The sequence below is a fragment of the Streptomyces lomondensis genome, from assembly GCF_014651035.1.
Lineage (GTDB): Bacteria > Actinomycetota > Actinomycetes > Streptomycetales > Streptomycetaceae > Streptomyces > Streptomyces lomondensis.
In genome coordinates this window covers 333,799-356,043 of record NZ_BMWC01000006.1, presented here as the reverse complement: position 1 = coordinate 356,043, position 22,245 = coordinate 333,799, and the positions used below count along the sequence as shown (strand labels likewise).

Annotated in this window: 19 protein-coding genes and 1 tRNA gene; 9 read left to right on the top strand and 11 right to left on the bottom strand. The window is 72.7% G+C overall.

Features of this window, described 5'->3' with window-relative positions; genetic code table 11:
• Positions 1 to 262 precede the first annotated feature (262 nt).
• From IE255_RS22435 to IE255_RS22420, 4 genes are all read left to right on the top strand, one after another.
• The gene (locus IE255_RS22435) at positions 263 to 1,213 is read left to right on the top strand and encodes a hypothetical protein (RefSeq protein WP_190052140.1); all 951 of its coding nucleotides are present in this window, start codon (positions 263 to 265) and stop codon (positions 1,211 to 1,213) included.
• A 36-nt stretch (positions 1,214 to 1,249) separates the two neighbouring features.
• A complete protein-coding gene (locus tag IE255_RS22430) occupies positions 1,250 to 2,785 on the top strand; it encodes an APC family permease (RefSeq protein ID WP_190052139.1) in 1,536 nt (511 codons plus the stop codon).
• Between the two features lie 87 nt (positions 2,786 to 2,872).
• The gene (locus IE255_RS22425; RefSeq protein ID WP_372487587.1) at positions 2,873 to 3,622 is read left to right on the top strand and encodes a molybdopterin-dependent oxidoreductase; all 750 of its coding nucleotides are present in this window, start codon (positions 2,873 to 2,875) and stop codon (positions 3,620 to 3,622) included.
• Complete coding sequence (locus IE255_RS22420; protein ID WP_190052138.1) at positions 3,606 to 4,220, top strand: cytochrome b/b6 domain-containing protein; 615 nt, start codon at positions 3,606 to 3,608, stop codon at positions 4,218 to 4,220. The genes IE255_RS22425 and IE255_RS22420 overlap by 17 nt, the downstream gene beginning before the upstream one ends.
• A 75-nt stretch (positions 4,221 to 4,295) precedes the next feature.
• On the opposite strand, the gene IE255_RS22415 is transcribed toward IE255_RS22420, so the two are convergent.
• Genes IE255_RS22415 through IE255_RS22400 form a run of 4 tightly spaced genes read right to left on the bottom strand, consistent with a single transcriptional unit; the run spans position 4,296 to position 8,100 of the window.
• Positions 4,296 to 5,327: an L-idonate 5-dehydrogenase gene (locus tag IE255_RS22415; RefSeq protein WP_190052269.1), complete on the bottom strand. Its 1,032-nt coding sequence runs from the start codon at positions 5,325 to 5,327 to the stop codon at positions 4,296 to 4,298.
• A gap of 20 nt (positions 5,328 to 5,347) precedes the next feature.
• Positions 5,348 to 6,112 carry an SDR family oxidoreductase gene (locus IE255_RS22410; protein WP_190052137.1) on the bottom strand — a complete coding sequence of 255 codons (765 nt, stop codon included), beginning with the start codon at positions 6,110 to 6,112 and terminating at the stop codon, positions 5,348 to 5,350.
• A 13-nt stretch (positions 6,113 to 6,125) separates the two neighbouring features.
• Complete coding sequence (locus IE255_RS22405) at positions 6,126 to 7,523, bottom strand: GntT/GntP/DsdX family permease (RefSeq protein WP_190052136.1); 1,398 nt, start codon at positions 7,521 to 7,523, stop codon at positions 6,126 to 6,128.
• Positions 7,524 to 7,581: 58 nt separating this feature from the next.
• Positions 7,582 to 8,100 (bottom strand): gluconokinase, encoded by a 519-nt coding sequence (locus IE255_RS22400; protein ID WP_190052135.1) that lies wholly within the window; start codon positions 8,098 to 8,100, stop codon positions 7,582 to 7,584.
• Between the two features lie 138 nt (positions 8,101 to 8,238).
• Between IE255_RS22400 and IE255_RS22395 the strand changes: the two genes are divergently transcribed.
• Complete coding sequence (locus IE255_RS22395) at positions 8,239 to 8,940, top strand: FadR/GntR family transcriptional regulator (protein WP_190052134.1); 702 nt, start codon at positions 8,239 to 8,241, stop codon at positions 8,938 to 8,940.
• A 5-nt stretch (positions 8,941 to 8,945) separates the two neighbouring features.
• Here IE255_RS22395 and IE255_RS22390 read toward each other — a convergent pair whose 3' ends face one another.
• The 4 genes from IE255_RS22390 to IE255_RS22375 form a co-directional block, all read right to left on the bottom strand.
• Positions 8,946 to 9,320 (bottom strand): YchJ family protein, encoded by a 375-nt coding sequence (locus tag IE255_RS22390; RefSeq protein ID WP_190052133.1) that lies wholly within the window; start codon positions 9,318 to 9,320, stop codon positions 8,946 to 8,948.
• 13 nt (positions 9,321 to 9,333) lie between these two features.
• Positions 9,334 to 10,677 (bottom strand): M1 family metallopeptidase, encoded by a 1,344-nt coding sequence (locus IE255_RS22385; RefSeq protein WP_190052132.1) that lies wholly within the window; start codon positions 10,675 to 10,677, stop codon positions 9,334 to 9,336.
• A 68-nt stretch (positions 10,678 to 10,745) separates the two neighbouring features.
• A complete protein-coding gene (locus tag IE255_RS22380) occupies positions 10,746 to 14,612 on the bottom strand; it encodes a Pls/PosA family non-ribosomal peptide synthetase (protein WP_190052131.1) in 3,867 nt (1,288 codons plus the stop codon).
• 328 nt (positions 14,613 to 14,940) lie between these two features.
• A tRNA-Leu gene (locus IE255_RS22375) sits at positions 14,941 to 15,025 on the bottom strand.
• A 195-nt stretch (positions 15,026 to 15,220) separates the two neighbouring features.
• Here IE255_RS22375 and IE255_RS22370 point away from each other — a divergent pair.
• The 3 genes from IE255_RS22370 to IE255_RS22360 all read left to right on the top strand — a co-directional run bounded on the left by IE255_RS22370 (position 15,221) and on the right by IE255_RS22360 (position 17,925).
• Positions 15,221 to 16,546, top strand: coding sequence for a M20/M25/M40 family metallo-hydrolase (locus IE255_RS22370; protein ID WP_190052130.1), 1,326 nt, complete (start codon positions 15,221 to 15,223; stop codon positions 16,544 to 16,546).
• 150 nt (positions 16,547 to 16,696) lie between these two features.
• On the top strand, positions 16,697 to 16,930 hold the full coding sequence (gene chpH, locus IE255_RS22365) for a chaplin ChpH (protein ID WP_030608446.1): 234 nt from the start codon (positions 16,697 to 16,699) through the stop codon (positions 16,928 to 16,930).
• 131 nt (positions 16,931 to 17,061) lie between these two features.
• The gene (locus IE255_RS22360; RefSeq protein ID WP_190052129.1) at positions 17,062 to 17,925 is read left to right on the top strand and encodes a chaplin; all 864 of its coding nucleotides are present in this window, start codon (positions 17,062 to 17,064) and stop codon (positions 17,923 to 17,925) included.
• Positions 17,926 to 18,004: 79 nt separating this feature from the next.
• Here IE255_RS22360 and IE255_RS22355 read toward each other — a convergent pair whose 3' ends face one another.
• Positions 18,005 to 18,193 carry a DUF5703 family protein gene (locus IE255_RS22355; protein ID WP_137302134.1) on the bottom strand — a complete coding sequence of 63 codons (189 nt, stop codon included), beginning with the start codon at positions 18,191 to 18,193 and terminating at the stop codon, positions 18,005 to 18,007.
• A gap of 47 nt (positions 18,194 to 18,240) precedes the next feature.
• Here IE255_RS22355 and IE255_RS22350 point away from each other — a divergent pair, with 47 nt between their 5' ends.
• Positions 18,241 to 18,954 carry a hypothetical protein gene (locus IE255_RS22350; protein ID WP_190052128.1) on the top strand — a complete coding sequence of 238 codons (714 nt, stop codon included), beginning with the start codon at positions 18,241 to 18,243 and terminating at the stop codon, positions 18,952 to 18,954.
• A 64-nt stretch (positions 18,955 to 19,018) separates the two neighbouring features.
• Here the strand turns inward: IE255_RS22350 and IE255_RS22345 are convergent, their stop codons facing one another.
• Together IE255_RS22345 and IE255_RS22340 are read right to left on the bottom strand one after the other, a co-directional pair.
• Complete coding sequence (locus tag IE255_RS22345) at positions 19,019 to 21,211, bottom strand: helix-hairpin-helix domain-containing protein (protein ID WP_373309627.1); 2,193 nt, start codon at positions 21,209 to 21,211, stop codon at positions 19,019 to 19,021.
• Complete coding sequence (locus tag IE255_RS22340; RefSeq protein WP_190052126.1) at positions 21,196 to 22,182, bottom strand: aldo/keto reductase; 987 nt, start codon at positions 22,180 to 22,182, stop codon at positions 21,196 to 21,198. Before IE255_RS22340 ends, IE255_RS22345 begins: the two co-directional genes overlap by 16 nt.
• Positions 22,183 to 22,245: the final 63 nt, after the last annotated feature.

Sequence of the window (22,245 nt, the reverse complement as noted above, 5' to 3'; positions counted from 1 at the left end):
GCGGTGCTCGCCCACGCTATGACGCACGTCACAAAGGGCGAAACGGATAAATCGGATGCCGGTCGCGCCGCCCTCACGACTCCCTTGGGTACAGAACTCTCACAAGTAACGGCAATTGACGCGTGTAACGCACCGGCGACTCTTGACGCCAACCATTGGCTGGGGTTTGGCTGTGCGTGATCAGTTCATGGCAATGCGCACATGCGTGCCCCCCGACCGCCGTGAGCCGAAACACAAGAAGAGCGCGTGAGGAAGTTCCGCGGTGTCCCCACCCCCGCCTCCCCTCGGCCGTGGCCGCAGACGTGCGGCACAGGCCTTCGACGAGGCCCTCGACGACGCCGACCTCATGGCCGCGCGCGCCGCGCTGGCGCAGGGCCGCTGGCAGAACGCCCGTTCCCTGCTGGTCCACACCGGAGACGACTGGGACCGCCGCGGCCACCGCGTCACGGTCCTCGCGCGGGAGTCCTACTGCGCCGCCTGGGCCCGGGAGTGGCTGCTCGCCGAACCCGAGTCGGCCGACGCCTCCGTGCTGCTCGCCCTCGCCCAGGTCCGGCGCGCCCTGCGCGGCAAGACCAAGCCGGTCCGCGCCCGCGAGGCCTGCCGGGAGGCCGCCGACCGCGCCCCCGCCGACCCCACCCCCTGGCTCGGCCTGCTCCTGCTGGAGTGCGCCACCGGCACCGACCAGGACGTGGTCCGGGCCTTCGAGCAGGTCCGCGCCCGCTACGCCGACCACCACCACGCCCACCACCTGATGGTGGCCCGCCTCGCCGGACGCCGCACCGAGGCCGGCCCGGACCCGCTGCACGAGGTCTACGACTTCGCCAACTGGGCCGCCGAACAGGCGCCCGCCGACTCCCCGCTCGCGATCCTGCCGGTCATCGCCCACGCCGAGCGCTACCGCGCCCTGGCCGCCGCCGGGCATGAACCCGCCGACCCGGCCGCCTCGGGCCACTGGAGCGGCCGCCGCGCCCGGCAGGTGATGAAGGCCGCCTTCGACTGGTGGCTGGAGTGGGAGCTGGAGGGCCACCCGCGGCGGCTGATCGACCTGAACTTCCTCGCCCACGCCAAGTTCTGCGAGGGGCGGGGCGCCGAGGCAGCCGCCCTGTTCCACCGGATCGGCCGGTACGCCACCCCGGCGCCCTGGTCGTACCCGGACCGCGACCCGCACACCGCCTTCGCCGCCGCCCGCGCCGGCGCGCTCGGCACGGCCTGACACCCCCGGAATCCCACACGTGAGGACGCTCTCCCGATGACCACGGACAGTACGAGCACGAGCACATCCGCCGCCGGCGGCATCAGTACCTTCAAGGGGCAGGAGCGTGCCCTGCGCGCCGACCGGCTCGGCACCGGCGGACTGCTGCTCTCCGTCCTCGCCGCGACCGCCCCGCTCATGGTGGTCGCGGGTGTCATGCCCACCACATTCGCGGTGATGGGCATCGTCGGCCAGCCGCTGCTCTTCGTCGTCCTCGGCGTCGTCCTCGCCCTGTTCAGCGTGGGTTACGCCGAGATGAGCCGCCACGTCCACAACGCGGGCGCCTTCTACGCCTACATCTCCCGCGGCCTCGGCGGCACCGCCGGCGCGGGCGCCGCCCTGGTCGCCCTCGTCGCCTACAACGCGCTCCAGATCGGCATCTACGGCATCTTCGGCTTCGAGGTCTCCGGGCTCCTCGCCACCTACGCCGAGGTGGAGGTCGCCTGGTGGATACCCGCCCTCGTGGCCGCGCTCGCCGTCGGCCTGCTGGGCTGGCTGAAGATCGACGTCAACGCGCGCGTGCTCGGCGTGCTGCTCGTCATCGAGGTGCTCCTCGTCGTGATCTTCGACGTCGCCGTCCTCGCCGACCCCGGCAAGGAAGGCCTCTCGCTGCACGCCTTCAACCCCGACACCCTCACCGGCGCGGGCGTCGGCACCGCCCTGTGCTTCTGCATCGCCGCGTTCCTCGGCTTCGAGCAGGCTCCCGTCTACGCCGAGGAAACCAGCCGCCCGCACGTCCTGGTGCCGCGCGTGATGTTCCTCGCCGTCGGCGGGGTCGCCGTCTTCTTCGCGCTGAGCAGCTGGGCCCTCACCGTCGCCACCGGCCCCGCCGCGATCGTCGGCACGGCCCAGGAGCAGAGCGCCGGACTGCTGTTCTCCCTCACCGAGTCCCGCCTCGGCGGCACCTTCACGGACGTCCTGCACGTCCTGTTCGTCACCGGCATGTTCGCCGCCCTGCTCAGCTTCCACAACGTCGTCGCCCGGTACGCCTTCGCCATGGGCCGCGAAGGCCTGCTGCCCGCCGCCTTCGGCCGCACCAGCGGCACCAGCGGCGCCCCCGGCACCGGCTCGCTGCTCCAGACCGTGGTGGCCGTGGTGGTCGTGATCGGCTTCGCGGTCGCCGACGACAAGCCGGTCGGCGACCCGACCGCGCCCGTGCTGCACCTGTTCACCTGGTTCGGCAACATCGGCGCCCTCGGCGTGATCGTGCTGATGGCGGCGGCCTCCCTGTCGGTCGTCGTCTTCTTCGCCCGCCGCGGCGCCGCGGGCGCCCAGGCCTGGCGCCTGGTCACCTCCGCGCTGGCGGGCCTCGCCCTGCTCGTGATCGCCGGCTACACGGTGAAGGACTTCGAGGTGCTGGTCGGCGCCGGCCCGGACTCCTCGCTGAGCTGGGTACTGCCCGGCATCATCGGCCTCGCCCTGGCCGCCGGCCTGGTCCTCGGCCTGGTGCTGCGCGCCCGCGCCCCCGAGAAGCACGCCCGGATCGGGCTCGGCAACGAGGCGTTCCAGCTGGAGAAGGCGGCGTCGTCCTGACGTCGCCCGCGTAAGAAGTGGTTACGGAACTCTGACGAGCACCCGCGATCCCTGTTCCGAAGGGACCGCGGGTGTTCGAATGAGTACGTGAACGAGGACGTACATCAGGGCGTGGACGAAGACCACCCCGAGAAACGGGGCACCCCGGTCGGCCGCCGCGTCTTCCTCGGCACCCTCGCCCTGGGCGCCGCCGGCGTGGTCGCCGCGCCCCCGCTCCAACGCGGCCTGGAGGGCTTCCTCGGCAGCGCCGCCGACAAGGACCCCACCGGCCTGACCGGACTGCTCCCGAACGGCGGCGGCTTCCGCTACTACTCGGTCGCCTCGTCCGTCCCGCGCAAGAACGCCGACAGCTACCGCCTCACCGTGGACGGCCTGGTCGACCGCCCCACCACCTACACCCTGGCCGACCTCAGGGCCCTCCCGCAGACCCGCCTGGTCCGCGACGTCCAGTGCGTCACCGGCTGGCGCGTCCCGGACACCCCCTTCGAGGGCGTACGCCTGTCCCGCCTGCTCGACGCAGCCAGGGTCCGCCCCACGGCCAAGGCCATCCGCTTCACCTGCTTCGACGGCACGTACACCGAGAGCCTCACCCTCGCCCAGGCCCGCCGCGCGGACGTCCTGGTCGCCCTGCGCATGCAGGACAAGGACCTCGGCCACTCCCACGGCGGCCCCGTCCGCCTCTACGTCGCGCCCATGTACTTCTACAAGTCCGCCAAGTGGCTCTCCGGCATCACCGTCACCGACGAGGTCCGCCCGGGCTACTGGGAGGAGCGCGGCTACGACGTCGACGCCTGGGTGGGCCGCTCGAACGGACGGGACGATGAGCCTACGAGCTGACACCACGGTCGCCATCAGGCGCTTCAGCCGGGCCCAGCGCTGGGTGCACCGCACGACGGCCGTGCTCATGGGCGTCTGCGTCCTGACGGCGGCCTGCCTCTACGTCCCCCAGTTCGCCGAACTCGTCGGCCGCCGCGCCCTGGTCGTCACGCTGCACATCTGGGCCGGACTCGCCCTGCCCGTCCCCGTCCTGGCGGGCCTCGCCTCCCGCGCCTTCCGCGCCGACCTCGGCCGCCTCAACCGCTTCGGCCCGCACGACCGCACCTGGCTGCGCGCCGCCCTGCACCGCGACAAGAGCCCCGCGTCACGCCCCGCGGGCAAGTTCAACGCGGGCCAGAAGCTCTACGCGTCCTGGCTCGCCGGCGCCACGCTGGTCATGCTCGGCACGGGCCTGATGATGTGGTTCACCCACCTCACCCCCCTGCTCTGGCGCACCAGCGCGACCTTCGTCCACGACTGGCTGGCCCTCACCATCGGCATCGTCCTGGCCGGCCACATCGGCATGGCCCTGGCGGACCCGGAGGCGAGAAGAGGCATGCGCACAGGCAGCGTGAGCAGCGACTGGGCGGAGCGGGAGCACCCCTTGTGGCGCCCGTAGGTCACGCCCCTCAGGGGCGCGGGGAACTGCGCGAACAACCACAACGCACCCGCACCCGCCCCACGACGACAAGCCCTACGGCGCAGGGGCGAAATCCAACAGCACCTTGCAGGCCCGACTCCGGTCAGCCGCCAGCACAAAAGCAGACTCGGCCTCCCCCACGGGAACCACCGCACTGATCAGCCCATCGAAAGCCGACTCCGCAGCCAGCAACGCCAACGCCTCGTCGAACTCACCGTCGAACCGAAACGCCCCCCGCAGCTCGATCTCCCGGCTCACCACAAGATTCCCCGCAAACGGACTGTCCCCCGCCGGCAACATCCCCACCTGCACGACGACCCCACCCCGCCGCACCCGCCGCAGACACGCGTCGAGCCCCGCGGCCACCCCGGACGCCTCGATCGCGACATCCACCTCGGACGGCCACCCGGGATCGTCAGGATCATCGGCCCGTACAACCGCCGAAGCCCCGGCGATCCGCCCGTACTCCAGCGCCTCGGGCAGCAGATCCGTGACGGTCACCCGGGAAGCCCCCGCCGCCTTGGCCGCCGCGACCACCAGACACCCGATGGGCCCGGCCCCGGTCACCAGCACATGCCGGCCGGCCACCTCCCCGGCCCGCCGCACCGCGTGCAGCGCGACGGACAGCGGCTCGGCCAGCGCGGCCCGCCGCAACCCAAGCCCTTCCGGCAGGGCCCGCACCTGCGCACAGGGCACGACCACCTGCGCCGCGAACCCGCCCTGCACATGCGGAAAACGTGCCGCACTGCCCAGATACCGCGTGTCCCGGCAGACGTTCCGCCGCCCGCCCGCACACTCCGGGCACACCCCGCACGCAGTCGCCGGATGCACGGCGACGGCCGCACCCGGCGCCGGACCCGACGCGCCAACGCCGTACTCCACGACGGTCCCCACGACCTCGTGCCCGAGCACCATCGGCTCCCGGAGCCGGAAGTCGCCGACCCCGCCGTGCCGCCAGTAGTGCAGATCGGACCCGCACACCCCGCCGTAGCGGACGGCGACCAGCGCCTGCCCCGGCCCGGGCTCGGGCACCGGCAACTCCGCCACCCGCAGGTCGCCCTGACCGTGGATCACACAACCCAGCATCACAGCCTCCCGGCAGGTGGTCACAGCACGCTCGTCATCCCGCCGTCGACGTACAGCACCTGCCCGCTGACGAAGTCCGCGGCGGGGGAGGCGAGGAACAGCACCCCGCCCACCAGGTCCTGCGTACGCCCCCAGCGCCCGGCCGGGGTGCGCCGCCGCACCCAGGCGCTGAACTCCTCGTCCTCCACCAGCGGCCGGGTCAGCTCGGTCTCGATATAGCCCGGGCCGAGCCCGTTGACCTGGACCCCGTAGGGCCCCCAGTCCGCGCACATGCCCTTGGTGAGCATCTTCAGCGCGCCCTTGGTCGCGGCGTACGGCGCGATCCCGGGCCGTACCACCTCGCTCTGCAGCGAGCAGATGTTGATGATCTTCCCGTGGCCGCGTTCCGTCATCCGGCGCGCGGCCTCCCGGCCGACCAGGAAGGCGCTGGTCAGGTTGGTGTCCAGGATCCGGTGCCAGTCGGCGTCGGTGAACTCCAGCAGCGGGGCGCGCAGTTGCATGCCCGCGTTGTTGACGAGGATGTCGAGCGGGCCCACCCGCTCCTCGACCTCGGCGACCCCCGAGGCCACCGATGATCCGTCGGTCACGTCGAACGCGGCCGTGTGCACCCGGTCGCCGGGCAGCTCGCCGACGGCCTCGGCCAGCCGGTCCTTGTCGCGTCCGTTCAGCACGACCGTGCAGCCGGCCTCCGCCAGCCCGCGGGCCAGGGCCAGCCCGATGCCCCGGCTGGAGCCGGTCACCAGAGCCGTACGGCCGCTGATGTCGAAGAGGGGGTGAGCCGTCATCGCCGTAGCGCTCCTAGATCACGAGGGACAGCAGAAGGACGATGCCGCCCGCGACCACGGAGATGATGCACTCCATGACCGACCAGGTCTTCAGGTTCTGGCCGACGCTGAGTCCGAAGTACTCCTTGACCAGCCAGAACCCGGCGTCGTTGACATGGCTCAGGAAGAGCGAGCCGGCGCCGATGGCGAGGACCAGCAGGGCGGTGTGCGTGCTCGACATGTCGGCCGCGAGCGGGGCCACCAGACCGGCGGCCGAGACCGTCGCCACCGTCGCCGAACCGGTCGCCAGCCGGATCGCCACCGCGATCAGCCAGGCCAGCAGCAGCGCCGGTATCGACCAGTCCTCGGAGATCTCCAGGACCATCCGGCCCACGCCGGAGTCGATCAGCGTCTGCTTGAAGCCGCCGCCCGCGCCGACGATCAGCAGGATGCCCGCGATCGGCCCGAGGCTCTTCTCGACGAGCGGTGAGATCCGCTCCTTGGAGAACCCGGCGGGCCGCAGCAGCGTGAAGATGCCGACCAGCACCGAGGCGAGCAGCGCGATCATCGGGGCGCCGACGACGTCGAAGACGCGCTGGACCGGGTTCTCCGGGTCGTCCACGACGATGTCGACCAGCGCCTTGGCCAGCATCAGGATCACCGGCAGCAGGACCGTGAACAGCGTGGCGCCGAAGCCGGGCCGCTTCTCGAGGTCCTCGGAGGCGCGCTGCGGGATCATCCTGTCGGGGGCGGGGACGTCCACCCAGCGGGCCGCGTACTTCGAGAACAGCGGACCGGCGATGATCACGGTGGGTATGGCGACGAGGACGCCGAGCGCCAGCGTCACCCCGAGGTCGGCCTTGACCGCGTCGATCGCGACCAGCGGGCCGGGGTGCGGCGGCACCAGGCCGTGCATCACGGACAGGCCCGCGAGCGCCGGGATGCCGATGCGCATCAGCGAGTAGTTGCCGCGCTTGGCGACCATCAGCACCACCGGGATCAGCAGCACGATGCCGACCTCGAAGAACAGCGGCAGCCCGATCACGGAGGCGATCAGCACCATCGCCCAGGGCATCGACCGCCCGCCGGCCTTCGCCAGGATGGTGTCGACGATCTGGTCGGCGCCGCCGGAGTCGGCGAGCATCTTGCCGAGGATCGCACCGAGGGCGATCAGCACGCCGACGCCGGCGACCGTGGAGCCGAGGCCGGTGCTGAAGCTGGTGAGGACCTTGTCCAGCGGCGCCCCGGCGATCGCGCCGAGCGCCAGCGACCCGATGGTCAGCGCCAGGAAGGCATGCAGCTTGAACTTGGTGATGAGCAGGACGATGACGGCGATGCCCGCCAGGACGGCGATGCCCAGCTGAGCGTGGCCGGCCGAGGTGATCGGCTCGGGCGCGTCCGCTGCCAGCATCTCGACGCTGAGTCTGGTCACGGTGGGGGATTCCCTATGTGTTGAGGGGAGTTCGGGGGAGGGGAGAGACCGGAAAGGGCTACCGGATCGGCTCGGGGAGCGAGCTGAGGGCGTGCACCGCCCGCTCGGTGATCTCCTCCGGGCTGCCCGAGACGTTCACGCCGACCCCCGCCTCGTCCGCCTGGAGCGGCTGGAGCGTGGCGAACTGGGAGTCGAGCAGCGCCGTGGGCATGAAGTGCCCCTGCCGGTGCGACATCCGGTCCTCGATCAGCGCGCGGTCGCCCGTGAGGTGCACGAAGACCACGCCGGGCGCGGCGGCCCGCAGCCGGTCGCGGTACGACCGCTTCAGCGCAGAGCAGCTGACCACCCCGCCGAGCCCGGCCCGCCCGTGCGCCCAGTCGCCGATGGCGTCCAGCCACGGCCCGCGGTCCTCGTCGGTGAGCGGCGTGCCGGCCGACATCTTGGCGATGTTGGCCTGCGGGTGGAAGTCGTCGCCCTCGGCGTAGGGAACGCCGAGCCGGGCCGCGAGCAGGGGACCGATGGTGGTCTTGCCGGTGCCCGCGACGCCCATGACCACGACGACATGGGGGGTGTTCATCGCTGCCCTCACTGTCTGCTGTCTCCGTCGACACGTGATGTCGACGCAACTGAAACCCATTAGGTACGACGAATTCAAGAGGTCGCGATGAATAAGTCTGACTTTTTATCTCCGTGATCTACCCCGTACGCTGAGTGCATGACCACACCGGGCCGCGGGCTGCACGGCCGTGTACTGGACACCCTCGGCCCCGAGATCACCGCCGGGGAGTACCCGCCCGGCAGCGTCCTGCGCACGGACGAACTCGCCCAGCGCTTCGACGTGTCGCGCTCCGTGATGCGCGAGGCGGTCCGCGTGCTGGAGTCCATGCACCTGGTCGAGTCCCGCCGCCGCGTCGGCGTGACGGTCCGCCCCGAGTCCGAGTGGAACGTGTACGACCCGCAGGTCATCCGCTGGCGCCTGGCCGGCGCCGACCGCGCCCGCCAGCTGCGCTCCCTCACGGTGCTGCGCTCGGCGATCGAACCGGTCGCGGCCGGCCTCGCCGCCCGGCACGCCACATCGGAGCAGTGCGCCGAACTCACCGAGTGCGCCCTCGGCATGGTCGCCCATTCACGCGGTCACAAGCTGGAGGAGTACCTCGTCCACGACGTCGCCTTCCACCGCGTCATCCTGGACGCCTCCGGCAACGAGATGTTCGCCCGCCTCGGCGACGTCGTCGCCGAGGTCCTGGCCGGCCGCACCCACCACGACGTGATGTTCGAGGACCCCGACCCGGCCGCCGTCACCCTGCACGTCCAGGTCGCCGAGGCCGTCCGCGCGGGCGACGCGGCCCGGGCCGAGGAACTGACCCGCCAGATCACCGTCGGCGCCCTCCAGGAACTGGACATCCTGGCGCCGTAGGGCCGCTACGGCAGGAACTGCCCGTCGACGTACACCCACGCCCCGTCGACCCGCTCGAACCGGCTCCGCTCGTGCAGCGAACCGCCCCGGTGCGACGCCCGGAACTCCACGGTCCCGCCGGAGTGGAACGCGGACCCGTCGCTCGTGGCAAGGATCTCCAGCCCCGTCCACCGCGTCCGCGGATCCAGCTCCAGCTTCCCGGGCCGCGTCCGCGGATGCCACGTCCGCAGCAGATACGCGACGTCGCCCCTCACGAAGGCGCAGTAGCGCGAGCGCATCAACGCCTCGGCGGTCGGCGCGGCGGCTGTCCCGGAGTGGTAGCGCCCGCAGCAGTCGCCGTAGGCCCCGGGCAGGCCGCAGGGGCAGGAACGCGTAGTCATGCCGGTCATTGTCCTAGACAGCCGCACGGGTCCCGGACGAGGGCAGCGGCGGCAGCGCCGTCCCGTACACCCACGCGTCGAACAGCTCGTCCAGCGGCTCGTCCGAGAACCGTGCCACGTGCGCGGTGAAGGCCGCGGTCGTCACCACCCCGCCCCGGTACAGCGCCGCCCACCCGCGCAGCATGCGGAAGAACGCGTCGTCGCCCAGGGCGCACCGCACCGCGTGCAGGGCCAGGCCGCCGCGCTGGTAGAGACGGTCGTCGAACATCGACTTCCGCCCCGGATCGGCCAGCCGCAGATCCTCCGGCAGCGCGGACAGCGACCGGTGTGCGGCGGCGGCCAGTTGCTGGGCGCTGCGGCCTCCCGAGCGCTCCGACCACAGCCACTCGGCGTACTTCGCGAACCCCTCGTTCAGCCAGATCTGCCGCCAGTCGGCGATGGACACGCTGTTGCCGAACCACTGGTGCGCCAGCTCGTGCGCGACCAGCCGCTCCGAACCCCGCGCCCCGTCCACGTGGTTGGACCCGAACAGCGACAGCCCCTGCGCCTCGACGGGGACGTCGAGCTCCTCCTCCGTCACGACGACCGCGTACTCGTCGAACGGGTACGGCCCGAACAGTTCCTGGAACAGGTCCATCATCGCGGGCTGCCGTGCGAAGTCCCGGGAGAACCGGGGGAGCAGATGTGCCGGAATGTGCCCGTGCTGCGGAACCCCGCCCGGGCCCGGGGCACCCAGCAGCACGGTCTGGTACTTGCCGATCGACAGCCCCACCAGATAGCTGGAGGTCGGCGCCGCCTGCTCGTACACCCAGGTCGTCGTCGAGGCCTTCGTGGTGCGGGTGAGCAGGCGTCCGCCGGCCACCACCGCGTAGGCCGACGGCGTCGTGACCGCGATCTGGTACGAGGCCTTGTCGGCGGGCCGGTCGTTGCACGGGTACCACGACGGCGCCCCGACCGGCTGGCTCGCCACCAGCGCCCCGTCCTCCAGCTCCTCCCAGCCGAGGCCGCCCCAGGGACTGCTCACCGGCCGGGGGTTCCCCGACCACTGCACCTCGACGGTGAAGGCCGCACCGGCGCGCACCGGCTTCGCGGGGCGCACCCGCAACTTGCCGCCCCGGTGCGTGTAGTGCGCCGCACGGCCGTCGACCTTCACCCGGCCCACCCGGAAGTCCGCGAGGTTCAGCTGGAACTCGGTGAGCTGGCCACGGCCCGCGATGGCGTTGATCCGCGCCGATCCCGACAGCCGGTTCGGCGCGGGGCGGTAGTCCAGCGTGAGCTCGTACCGGTGCACCCGGTACCGGAGGTCACCGTTGCCCGGGAAGTACGGGTCCTGACCCACTGACTGCTGAACCGCCACTGTTGCGTCTGCTCCCTGCACTGCGCTCGTACGACGTCCATCGGCCCCCGGCCCCGCGGGGGCGCCGCCTAGCGACGCCATGCTTCGATCGGATTGCCCAGCCAGCGCGTGTCGTCGGGCACGGACTCCGCGGCCATGACCAGGGACGCCGGACCCAGCGTGGTGCGGGCCCCGACGGCGCTGCCGGGCAGGACGATTCCGCCCGGGCCCAGAGTGGCGCCCTCACGGAGGACCACAGTATCCGTCCGCAAGATCCGGTCGTGGAAGAGGTGGGTCTGGAGCACACAGCCCCGGTTCACGGTCGCCGCGTCCCCGAGCGTCACCAGGTCCGTCTCCGGCAGCCAGTAGCTCTCGACCCACACGCCCCTGCCGATGTGCGCACCGAGCCCGCGCAGCCACGCCGACATCAGCGGCGTGCCCGGCACCGCGCCGGCCAGCCACGGCACGGCCAGCACCTCGACGAAGGTGTCCGCCAGCTCGTTGCGCCACACGAAGGAGCTCCACAGAGGGTGCTCACCGGTGCGATGCCGTCCCACGAGCAGCCACTTCGCCGCGATCGAGACGAGCCCCGCCGCGCAGCCCGCCCCGAGCAGCACCAGACCGGACAGCAGGGGAGCCCACACCCCGAGCGCGCAGAGCGCCGCCACTGTCCCCATCGCCAGCGCCGCCGAGCAGAACACCGGCACGATCCGGCAGAGCTCCACCAGAGCGCGCGCCCACAGCAGCCGCGCGGGCGGGTCGTACGTCCGGCTCTGGTCGCCGCCGGACGCGGCACGCGGCAGCTTCACCGGCGGCAGCCCCAGATACGAGCTGCCCTTCTTGGCCTTCTTCGGCGTCGCCGACAGCACCCCCACCAGGCCACCGTCCGGCACGCTCCGCCCCGGCGCGGTCATCCCCGAGTTGCCCAGAAACGCCCGTCGGCCGATCTCCGCACGCCCGACCCGCAGCCAGCCGCCGCCGAGCTCGTACGGCGCGGTCAGCGTGTCGTCCGCCAGGAACGCGCCCTCGCCGACCGTGGTCAGGCTGGGCAGCGCCAGCACGGTGGACACCTCGGCCCGCCGCCCGATCCGCATCCCCAGCAGCCGCAGCCACACCGGCGTGACCAGCCCCGCGTACAGCGGGAACAGCACGTCCCGCGACCGGTCCATCAGCTGCGTCACGGTCCAGGCCTGCCAGCCCACCCGGCTGTGCGTGGCGTGCGTGCCCTGCCGCAGCCCCAGACTCAGCAGCCGCACGGCGACCACGGTGAGCAGCGCGTACGCCAGCCCGAAGGCGAGCGTCGCCGGCACCAGCGCGACCACGGCACCCCGCAGGGCCGCACCGAGCCCGGCGTCCGGACCGACGAACAGCCCCGCCACCAGCAACGCGGCAGCCGCGGAGACCACCGGCAACGCCGTCAGCGCGAAACCCGTCACGCCGTACATCACCCGCCAGTACACGCCCCGCCCGGGCCGCTCCTTGGGCCAGTTGCGCTTGGCCCGGCCCAGCTTGACCGCGGGCGCGCCCGCCCACCGCTGCCCGGTGGGAACCTGTCCGGTGACCGCCGAACCGGGCGCCACCTCGGCCCGCTTGCCCACCCGCGCGCCCGGGAAGAGCATGCTGCGCGTGCCGACGACGGCGTGCGCGCCCACCTTCACCGGCCCGATCTCCAGCCGGTCGCCGTCCAGCCAGTACCCGGACAGGTCCACCTCGGACTCGACGGCCGCGCCCCGGCCCAGCTTGAGCATGCCGGTGACCGGCGGCAGCGAGTGCAGGTCCACGTCCTGCCCGACCTTGGCGCCCAGCGCCCGCGCGTACCGTTCGAGCCAGGCCCCGGTCAGAGACGTCGCCCCGCTGAACTCGGCCAGCCGCTCGGCGGTCCACAGCCGCAGATGGACGCTCCCGCCGCGCGGGTACCGGCCCGGCCGCACCCCCCGCAGCAGCAGCCGGGCCCCGCCCGCGGCGAGCGCGAGGCGCCCGGGCGGGCTGAACAGCAGCACGGCGCCGGCCGCGACGAGCCACCAGGGCGCGGTCGGCAGCCAGGAGTAGGCGGGCAGCACGTTCCCGAGCGCGGCGAGCACCACGGACCAGCGCAGCCCGAGCAGCGTGAACAGCGGAACCAGCAGCAGGAGCTGGACGAGCTGGGCACGCCTCGGCACCGGTGCCACGACCCGCCGGGCCCCGTCGTCCTGCGCCGACTCCTCCAGATGCCGGGCCAGCTTCCGCAGGACGGGCTGCTGGTAGACGTCGAGGACGGCGGCGCTCGGGTAGCGCGTGCGCAGCCTCGTCGTCAGCTGGGCGGCGGCCAGACTGCCGCCGCCGATCGCGAAGAAGTCGTCGGAGGCCGACGTGACCGGAATGCCGAGGACCTCCGTCCACTGCTCGGCGAGCCAGGCCTCGGTGCCGTACAGCCGCTCGGCCGGGCCGCCGCTCTCCAGCCCGTCCAGCGGCCAGGGCAGCGCGTCCCGGTCCACCTTGCCGGACGTCCGGGTCGGCAGCTCGTCGACCGGCGCGAGCAACGGCACCAGAGCGGCGGGCAGTTCGGCGCGCAGCCGCTCGACGGCCGCCGCGTGGTCCCAGCCGTCCTGGGTGACGACATAACCGACGAGGAGCTGGTTGCCGCTGCGGGCCGTGCGCACCGCGGCGGCGGCGCCGGCCGTCCCGGGCAGCGCCTGAAGCGCCGCGTCCACCTCACCGAGCTCGATACGGCGCCCACCGAGCTTGATCTGCTCGTCGGCCCGCCCGAGGAACACCAGCCCCTCCGGCTCGGCCCGCACGAGGTCACCGCTGCGGTACGCCCGCTCCCAGCCCAGAGACTGAAGCGGCGCGTACTTCTCCGCGTCCTTCTCGGCGTCGAGATACCGGGCGAGCCCGACCCCGCCGATCACCAGCTGCCCACTGCCGCCCATCGGCACGGGCTCCCCGGCCTCGTCCACGACGGCCAGCTCCCAGCCGTCCAGCGGCAGCCCGATCCGGATCGGTTCCTCACCGCTCATCAGCGACGCGCACGCCACGACGGTCGCCTCGGTCGGCCCGTAGGTGTTCCACACCTCGCGCCCCTCGGTCACCAGCCGCTGCGCCAGCTCGGGCGGGCACGCCTCCCCGCCGAAGATCAGCAGGCGTACGTCGTTGAGCGTCTCCGGCTCCCACAGCGCCGCCAGCGTCGGCACGGTGGACACGACGGTGATCTCCTGCTCGACCAGCCAGGGCCCGAGATCGGCACCGCTCCTGACCTGCGAGCGCGGCACCGGCACCAGACAGGCGCCGTACCGCCACGCCAGCCACATCTCCTCGCAGGACGCGTCGAACGCGACGGACAGCCCCGCCATGACCCGGTCGCCGGGCCCGATCGGCTCGTCGGTCAGGAACAGCGCGGCCTCCGCGTCCACGAAGGCGGCAGCACTGCGGTGGCTGACGGCCACGCCCTTGGGCTTCCCGGTGGAGCCGGAGGTGAAGATGATCCACGCGTCGTGCCCGACTCCGGGCCGGGCGGCGGCATGGCCGGCGGCAGCGCCGACGACCAGTTCGTGACCGGCCCCGACGACAGCCCGCACCCCGGCCTCGCCGAAGACCAGCTCGGCCCGCTCGTCGGGGTCCTCGGCGTCCACGGGCACGTACGCGGCACCTGCGGCCAGCACGGCGAGGATCGCCACGTACAGGTCGTTGGTGCCGGACGGGATCCGCACACCGACGCGGTCCCCGAGCCCGACGTCCATGGCGGCCAGCCGCTGCCGCAGGTGCTCCACCTCGGCGGCCAGCGCGCGGTAGGTGAGCAGCCGGTGGCCGTCGTCGAGTGCCGGCTCGTCGGGATACGCACGCACCGACGCCTCGAAGATGTCGACCAGGGTGCGGGGCGGGGCCGCGGGACCGGCAAAGAAGCGGGCCACGTCGGGGAGTTCCGCGCTCAACTCCTGGTCCAGCACGGTGAGGTCGGGGCTTTCGTACAGGGCGGCCATCGGATCCTCGCGTGTCGAACCCGGACCATCCGGGGCGCCGGCGGGCCCGCAGGTCTGCCTGGGGATGTTCCGTTCCGGCGCGAACAAGCCCCATACCTTAGTGGTCGGGTGTCTTCGTCCTGTCATGTCCGCCGCTCGGAGGCAACGGCGAGACGTCCCGGAGGCACGGCGACCCCCGCTCCCACCTGGGCCTCTGCCGGCATGGCGAGATGTCGCCCACATTTCCCCCCGGCCGCCCCCGAAGAGCGTCCGAGGCACCGGACTTGGGGGGAAGCCGTCCTCCCTGGAAACGCGAACAGCCCCTCGAAGAGAGGGGCTGTTCGCTCTGTGTCCGAGGGGGGACTTGAACCCCCACGCCCGATAAAGGGCACTAGCACCTCAAGCTAGCGCGTCTGCCATTCCGCCACCCGGACAAGGTGTCTGTCGCGCGGGTTCTCCCCGCGGCGACGACGTAAACATTACCAGGCTCCCAGGGGTGGCCGATCACCCCCCGCCCGCGCCCGGCCGGGCGTGAACGGCGTGTGACGGGCCGGGACCGGTCTTGGGGCGCGGGCCGGGGAGAGGGAGGATGAGGGGGACCCACCAGCAGTGACACCGGGAGGAAGCACGTGAGCGAGACGGACACGGCCAGGAACGTCACCGGCGAGGACGAGGTCGTGGACCTCTGCCGCGAGCTGATCCAGATCGACACCAGCAACTACGGCGACCACTCGGGTCCGGGCGAGCGCAAGGCGGCGGAGTACGTCGCCGAGAAGCTCGCCGAGGTGGGGCTCGAACCGCAGATCTTCGAGTCGCACCCGGGCCGCGCCTCCACGGTGGCCCGGATCGAGGGCGAGGACCCGTCCCGGCCCGCGCTGCTCATCCACGGCCACACCGACGTCGTACCGGCCAACGCGGACGACTGGACCCACCACCCCTTCTCCGGCGAGATCGCCGACGGCTGCGTGTGGGGCCGCGGGGCCGTCGACATGAAGGACATGGACGCGATGACCCTCGCGGTCGTCCGCGACCGGCTGCGCAGCGGGCGCAAGCCCCCGCGCGACATCGTCCTCGCCTTCCTCGCCGACGAGGAGGCCGGCGGCACGTACGGCGCCAAGCACCTGGTGCGCAAGCACCCCGACCTGTTCGAGGGCGTCACCGAGGCGATCGGCGAGGTCGGCGGGTTCTCCTTCACGGTCAACGAGAAGCTGCGGCTCTACCTCGTCGAGACCGCCGAGAAGGGCATGCACTGGATGCGGCTCACGGTCGACGGCACGGCCGGCCACGGCTCGATGACCAACACCGACAACGCGATCACCGAGCTGTGCGAGGCGGTCGCCCGGCTCGGCCGGCACACCTGGCCGGTCCGGATCACCAAGACCGTCCGGGCCTTCCTCGACGAGCTCTCCGACGCGCTCGGCGTCGAGCTGGACCCCGAGAACATGGACGAGACCCTCGCCAAGCTCGGCGGCATCGCACGCATGATCGGCACGACCCTGCGCAATTCGGCCGCCCCGACCATGCTGGGCGCCGGCTACAAGGTCAACGTCATCCCCGGCCAGGCCACCGCCCACGTCGACGGCCGCTTCCTGCCCGGCTACGAGGAGGAGTTCCTCGCCGACCTCGACCGGATCCTCGGCCCGCGCGTGAAGCGGGAGGACGTGCACGCCGACAAGGCGCTGGAGACCGACTTCGACGGCCGGCTCGTCGACGCGATGCAGACCGCCCTGAGCGCCGAGGACCCGATCGCCCGGGCCGTGCCGTACATGCTCTCCGGCGGCACCGACGCCAAGTCCTTCGACGACCTCGGCATCCGCTGCTTCGGCTTCGCGCCGCTGAAGCTGCCGCCGGAGCTGGACTTCGCCGGCATGTTCCACGGCGTGGACGAGCGGGTGCCGGTGGAGGGCCTGCGGTTCGGCGTGCGGGTGCTCGACCGGTTCATCGACGCGTCCTGAAACCGCCCAAACGAAACGTCAGTATTCGGTCGCGCGTACGAATTCGACTGGGAAGAGTGAATGCGACCATAAGCTCGTAGCCTCATTACTCCCTCCTCGTTACAGGTAATGCGATCGCAAGATGGGTCGCTTTGCCAACTAGGAGGAATAATGATCAAGAAGGTCGTCGCTGCTGCGGCTGCCACCGGTGGGCTGGTTCTCGCGGGCGCGGGCCTGGCCGTCGCCGACTCGGGTGCCCAGGGTGCCGCCGTGCACTCCCCGGGCGTCCTGTCCGGCAACGTTGTTCAGGTGCCCGTTCACGTCCCGGTGAACGTCTGCGGCAACACGGTCTCCGTGATCGGGCTGCTGAACCCCGCCTTCGGCAACACCTGCATCAACAAGTGATGCTTCCCCCTCGGTAGAGGGGAGTTCAAAGCCACCGGTCCCGGAGCGCGAGCCATGCGCTCCGGGACCGAACGCTTCTTTCGAGGAATTCGAGAAGAATTCGAGACAGGGTCGAAGGCAGGTATTCAGCAATGCGACAGGTCACCCGCAAGGGTCTGATGACCGTGGCGGCCGCGACCGGCGTGATCGCCGCCGCGGGCGGCTCCGCGCACGCCGACTCGGGCGCGCAGGGGTCCAGTTCGGGCTCGCCCGGCGTGCTGTCCGGGAACACGGTGCAGGCGCCGGTGCACGCGCCGGTCAACGTCTGCGGGAACACGGTCAACGTCGTCGGCGTGCTCAACCCGTCGGTGGGCAACGCGTGCGCCAACCAGGACGGTGGATCGTCGTCGGGGGGATACGGCGATCAGGGCGGACACGGCGGCAACGGCGGCTCGCAGGCGGGCGGCCACGCCTCGGACTCGCCCGGCGTCGGCTCGGGCAACCACGTCCAGGCGCCGATCCACGCGCCGGTGAACGTCTGCGGCAACAGCGTCGACATCATCGGCATCGGCAACTCCACCACGGGCAACGACTGCTCGAACGGCGGCAACGGCGGCCAGCACGGCACCCCGCCCGGCGGCGGCCACGAGACGCCCGGGCAGCCGGGCGACCCGGGGAACCCCGGCAACCCGGGCAACCCCGGTGATCCCGGTAACCCGGGCGATCCCGGCAACCCCGGTGACCCCGGCAACCCGGGCGGTCCCGGTGGCCCCGGCAACCCCGAGGAGCCCGGTCACCCCGGCACCCCCGGCACCCCGCCCGCCATCGGCGGCGAGATCTCGGGCGGCTCCTCGCACGGCAACCAGCCGGGCGCCCAGTCCGTCACCCAGCCCGAGGGCGACTCCCAGCTCGCGAGCACCGGCAGCGACCTGCCGCTCGGCTTCGCCCTCCCGGCCGGCGCGGGCGCGCTGCTGGCGGGCGCGATCCTCTACCGCAAGGCGCGCACCTCGGCCTGACACCCCGAGAACACGGAGCGGGCCCCGCAACCGCGGGGCCCGCTCCCGTATGTGCCTTCTCCCCGTGCACCGACTCAGCTCACCATGTGGCCCGTACCTGGCGGATGATCCGCCGGCGCAACCGCACCTTGCGGCTGCCGTCCCGCATCAGGCTCAGACGGTGCAACTCCCAGTGTCCGTACTCCGCATGGTCCGTCAGCAGACGTGCCGCCTCCTTGCGGGAGACCCCGCGCGGTACGTACACGTCGACAAATTCGTATTCCGGCATCGCATCTATTGTGCGGGCTGGGGCCTGGTACGGATAGCGTCTGCACTATGTCTGATGCTGCGCAGCCCACCGCTGCCGAGGTACGCGCCGCCGCCGAGGCGGTCAAGACCGCGCTCGACCGCCACCTGGCCGCGGTCGAACGCAGGTCGGGGGAGGACGACCCGGCCGTCTACGAGGCGTTCAACCAGCTGGCCGCGGCCGCAGAGGTGTACGACGAACTGCTCTACGACCGCTATGACGAGGTCACCCCCTTCGAGATCCCGGGTGCGGAGGACGCGCTGCCCCCGTACACGGGCCCCGAGGAACCGAACGCGCTGAGCGTGCTCATCCGCCGCGACTACGCCGTCGCCGAGCCGCAGCGGCTGCTGGCGCACGCACAGCGGATCGAGGCGGCGGACGACGACGACGGAGCCTCGGCCTCCGGGACGATCCACGGAGCGCTGGGACTGCTGTTCGGCGAGTTCGAGCCGGACGAGATCGCCTCCCGGCACAAGGAGTTCGGGCTGGAGGAGGGCGACTCCACGCTCTGGGTGACGGCGGCGGACGAACCGGCCGACCCCGGTGAGTGGCTGGAGGCGCCGTTCGAGCAGGTCGATCCGCAGCAGGTGGTCTGCCGCTTCGACGTCAGTGCCGTCTTCGACGACGAGATCGACGACGTCGACGACGAGGACGACGACGGGGAGGACCTGGAGGAAGACGACCTCGACACCGACCTGGACGAGGACGAGGACCTGGAGCCGCTGGACGCGGACCGCCGCTGAGCGCACACGTCAGCCACCCGACGGCGGTGGTCACGGGACCGGCCCGTGACCACCGCCGTCGTCGTCAGCCGCCGGCGACCTGCGGAGCGAGCAGCACCGGAAGCCGGGTCGTCCGGGGCTTCGCCGCAACCTCGGCCACGGCCCTGGGCAGCGCCTGCTCCACGCCGTGCACGACGGACAGATGGCGGTCGGCCCGCCCGAACGCCGTGTAGACCCACGGTCGGCTGAGGGCCTGCGCCGCGTCTCCGGGCAGCACCACGACCACCGCGGGCCACCGGCTCCCCACCGCCTGGTGCGCGGTCATGGCCCACCCGTGCCGCACGGACTGCTCCACCCGCTCCCTCGGGACGACGACGGTCTCGCCCTCGCACGACAGATGCAGCCCCTCGGCGTCCGCCGTCACCACGCGGCCCGGCAGCGCACGTCCAGGGACGGGGGAGTGCACGATCCGGTCACCGGGGTCGAAACCGCCGAACCGGCCCGGGCCCGGGTTGAGCCGCTCCTTCAACGCAGCGTTGAGCGCGCGGGTGCCGACGGCCCCGCCGTGCCCCGGGGTGATCACCTGGGTCTCTTCGGCCGGTACGCCGATCGCCCGCGGCACCGAGTCCACGACGAGCTGCACCGTCCGGTGCACGGCCTCGCCCGCGTCCCGCACCGGGACGATCACGACCTCCTTGCCGGGGGCCTCGACCTGGTTCAGCTCGCCGGCACCGATACCGGAGACCAGCTCGCCCAGCGGCCCTGGGTCCGGCAGCCGGGAGGCGACCTGCGGGCAGATCCGCGCCGCGAGCAGGTCCGCGAACACCCGTCCCGGGCCCACGGACCACAGCACCGCCGGATCCCCGGCCAGCACCAGCCGCGCCCCGTCCGGCAGGGACTCCGTCAGCAGCGCCGCCGTCTCGACGTCCAGCTGCGGTGCGTCGAGCACCACGAGCAGATCGAGATCCAGGGCCCCGTCGGCGTCCCGGCCCGGCCCTTCGGCACCGGCGAGGAGCCCGGCGACGGTGGCGACGGGGGAGCCGGCGTCGGGCGGCGGGGAGCCCTCGGTGGCGTCAGGGCCCGCCACCGGCCCGGCCGCCCCGCCCGACCGTCGCAGCAGGGCGGCGAAGCGGGTGCGGCCGACGGGGCCGTGGGTGGCGGCCCAGGCGCGCAGGCCGAGGGAGCGCGCGGCGGTGAGCAGCGCCGCCGGCTCCGCCAGGGACGCCTCCCCGCCGGTGTGCAGGACCAGGCCGTGACCGGCGACGGCGCGGATCAGCTCCGCCGTCGAGCCCTGGGCCGCGGCGGCGACGCGCTCCCACTCCTCGGCCGAACCGTCCTGCTTGGGCACCGAGTCGGCCAGCCGGGCCAGACCGTCGGCCAGGCTCTCCTCGGCCATCGCGTACCGCTCCAGCCCGACCAGGACACGGACCGGACGCTCCTCCTCCGCGCCTTCCTCCGCCACCGGGGCCGCGGCACCGGTCTCCTCCAGGGCGTCCTGGAAGACCAGCGCCTCGCCCTCCGCGATCGTGTCCTGCACGGCGCTGTCCGGGTCCGGCACGCCCCGCTGGGCCAGGGCCGCGAGGAGCGCCGGCATCTCCAGGGCGGTGTGCCCGGCCAGCGCCGCCTGCTCCAGGAGCCAGACGGTGACGGCCCGGCCCCGCCGCTCGTCGTCCGGGCCGCACTCGGCGCCGAGCAGCGCCCGCGCGAACCCGTCGGCCTGCTCGGGCCGCACGCCGGCGACCCGCAGCAACTGCCAGGGGTCCGCCCGCAGCTGCTCGTCCGCGCCCTCGCCGAGTGCCGCGGTCACCTGCGCCGCGAGCGTTTCCGGGGCACCGCCCTCGCCGAGCACCCGCCGCACGGCCTGCACCGCCTCCGGGGCGGGAGCCGCCGGCGCGGCGACGGCCTCGGCCGCGACCGGCTGCGGCCGCCGTACCGGCTCCGGGGCGGAGCGCCGGGGGGCGGGCCGGGGCTCCTCGAACACCGCGGCCACCGGCTTCTCGCCGCTCTCCACGGCCCGTACGGCCGCGAGCAGATCGGCGGCCTTGCCGCTCAGCTTGGCGCCGCTCTCGATCGGCCCCTTCTTCTCGGCCTTCCGCTGCTCGATGCGCTCCCGCTCGGCCTGCTGGGCCAGCAGCTCGGCCTCGGCCTCGGACACCTGCCCGGCACCGGCTTCACCGCCCTCGCTCCCGGCACCGCCGGCCGGAGTGCTCTGCGCGCCCGGCGTCCCCGGCTCGGCGTCCTCCGTGGTCTCGGGCTCCGTGCTCACAGCGTGCTCCAGTCGTGATCGGGATAGCGGTGCACCGGCGCCGACACATCGTCGAGCGCCCGGCAGATCTCGTCAGGAAGACTAAGGGTCTCCACTGACAAAGCCGCCGTGAGCTGCTGCGCGTTGCGCGCGCCGACGACGGGGGCGGCCACGCCCGGCCGGTCGCGGACCCACGCCAGGGCCACCTGGAGCGGCGTCACCGCCAGCCCGTCGGCCGCGGTCGCCACGGCGTCCACGATGCGGCTCGCCGTGTCGTCGAGGTAGGGCGCGACGAACGGCGCGAAGTGCTCCGAGGCGCCGCGCGAGTCCGGCGGGGTCGCGTCGCCCCGGTACTTGCCCGTCAGCACACCCCGCCCGAGCGGCGAGGACGGCAGCAGCCCGATGCCCAGGTCCAGCGCGGCCGGCAGCACCTCGCGCTCTATGCCGCGCTGGAGCAGCGAGTACTCCAGCTGCGTCCCGGCCAGCCGGGTCCGGGTGCCGGGCGCGGCCAGCTGCCAGGTCGCGGCCTTGGCCAGCTGCCAGCCGCAGAAGTTGGAGACGGCGGCGTAGCGGGCCCGCCCGCTGGCGACCGCTGTGTCCAGGGCCTGGAGGGTCTCCTCCAGCGGGGTGTCCGGGTCGAAGGCGTGCACGTGCCACAGGTCGACGTAGTCGGTGCCGAGCCGCAGGAGCGAGGCGTCCAGCGCGGAGAGCAGATGACCGCGGGAGCCGTCGAAACGGCGGTCGGGGTCGGGCACGCTGCCGGCCTTGGTCGAGATCACGAGATCACGCCGGGGCACGAGGCCGTCCATCAGCCTGCCGAGCAGGTACTCGGCCTCTCCGTCGCCGTACACGTCCGCGGTGTCGACGAGGGTCCCGCCCGCTTCCCAGAAGGTCTTCATCAGGTCCGCGGCGTCGTGCTCGTCGGTGCCCCGTCCCCAGGTCAGGGTGCCGAGCCCGATCCGTGACACACGAAGGCCGGTGCGGCCGAGATGCCTCTGCTCCATGAACGCCGAGATTACTGGCCAGAACCTGGCGTGTGGGTGGCTGTGGACGACGGATTTCCCCGG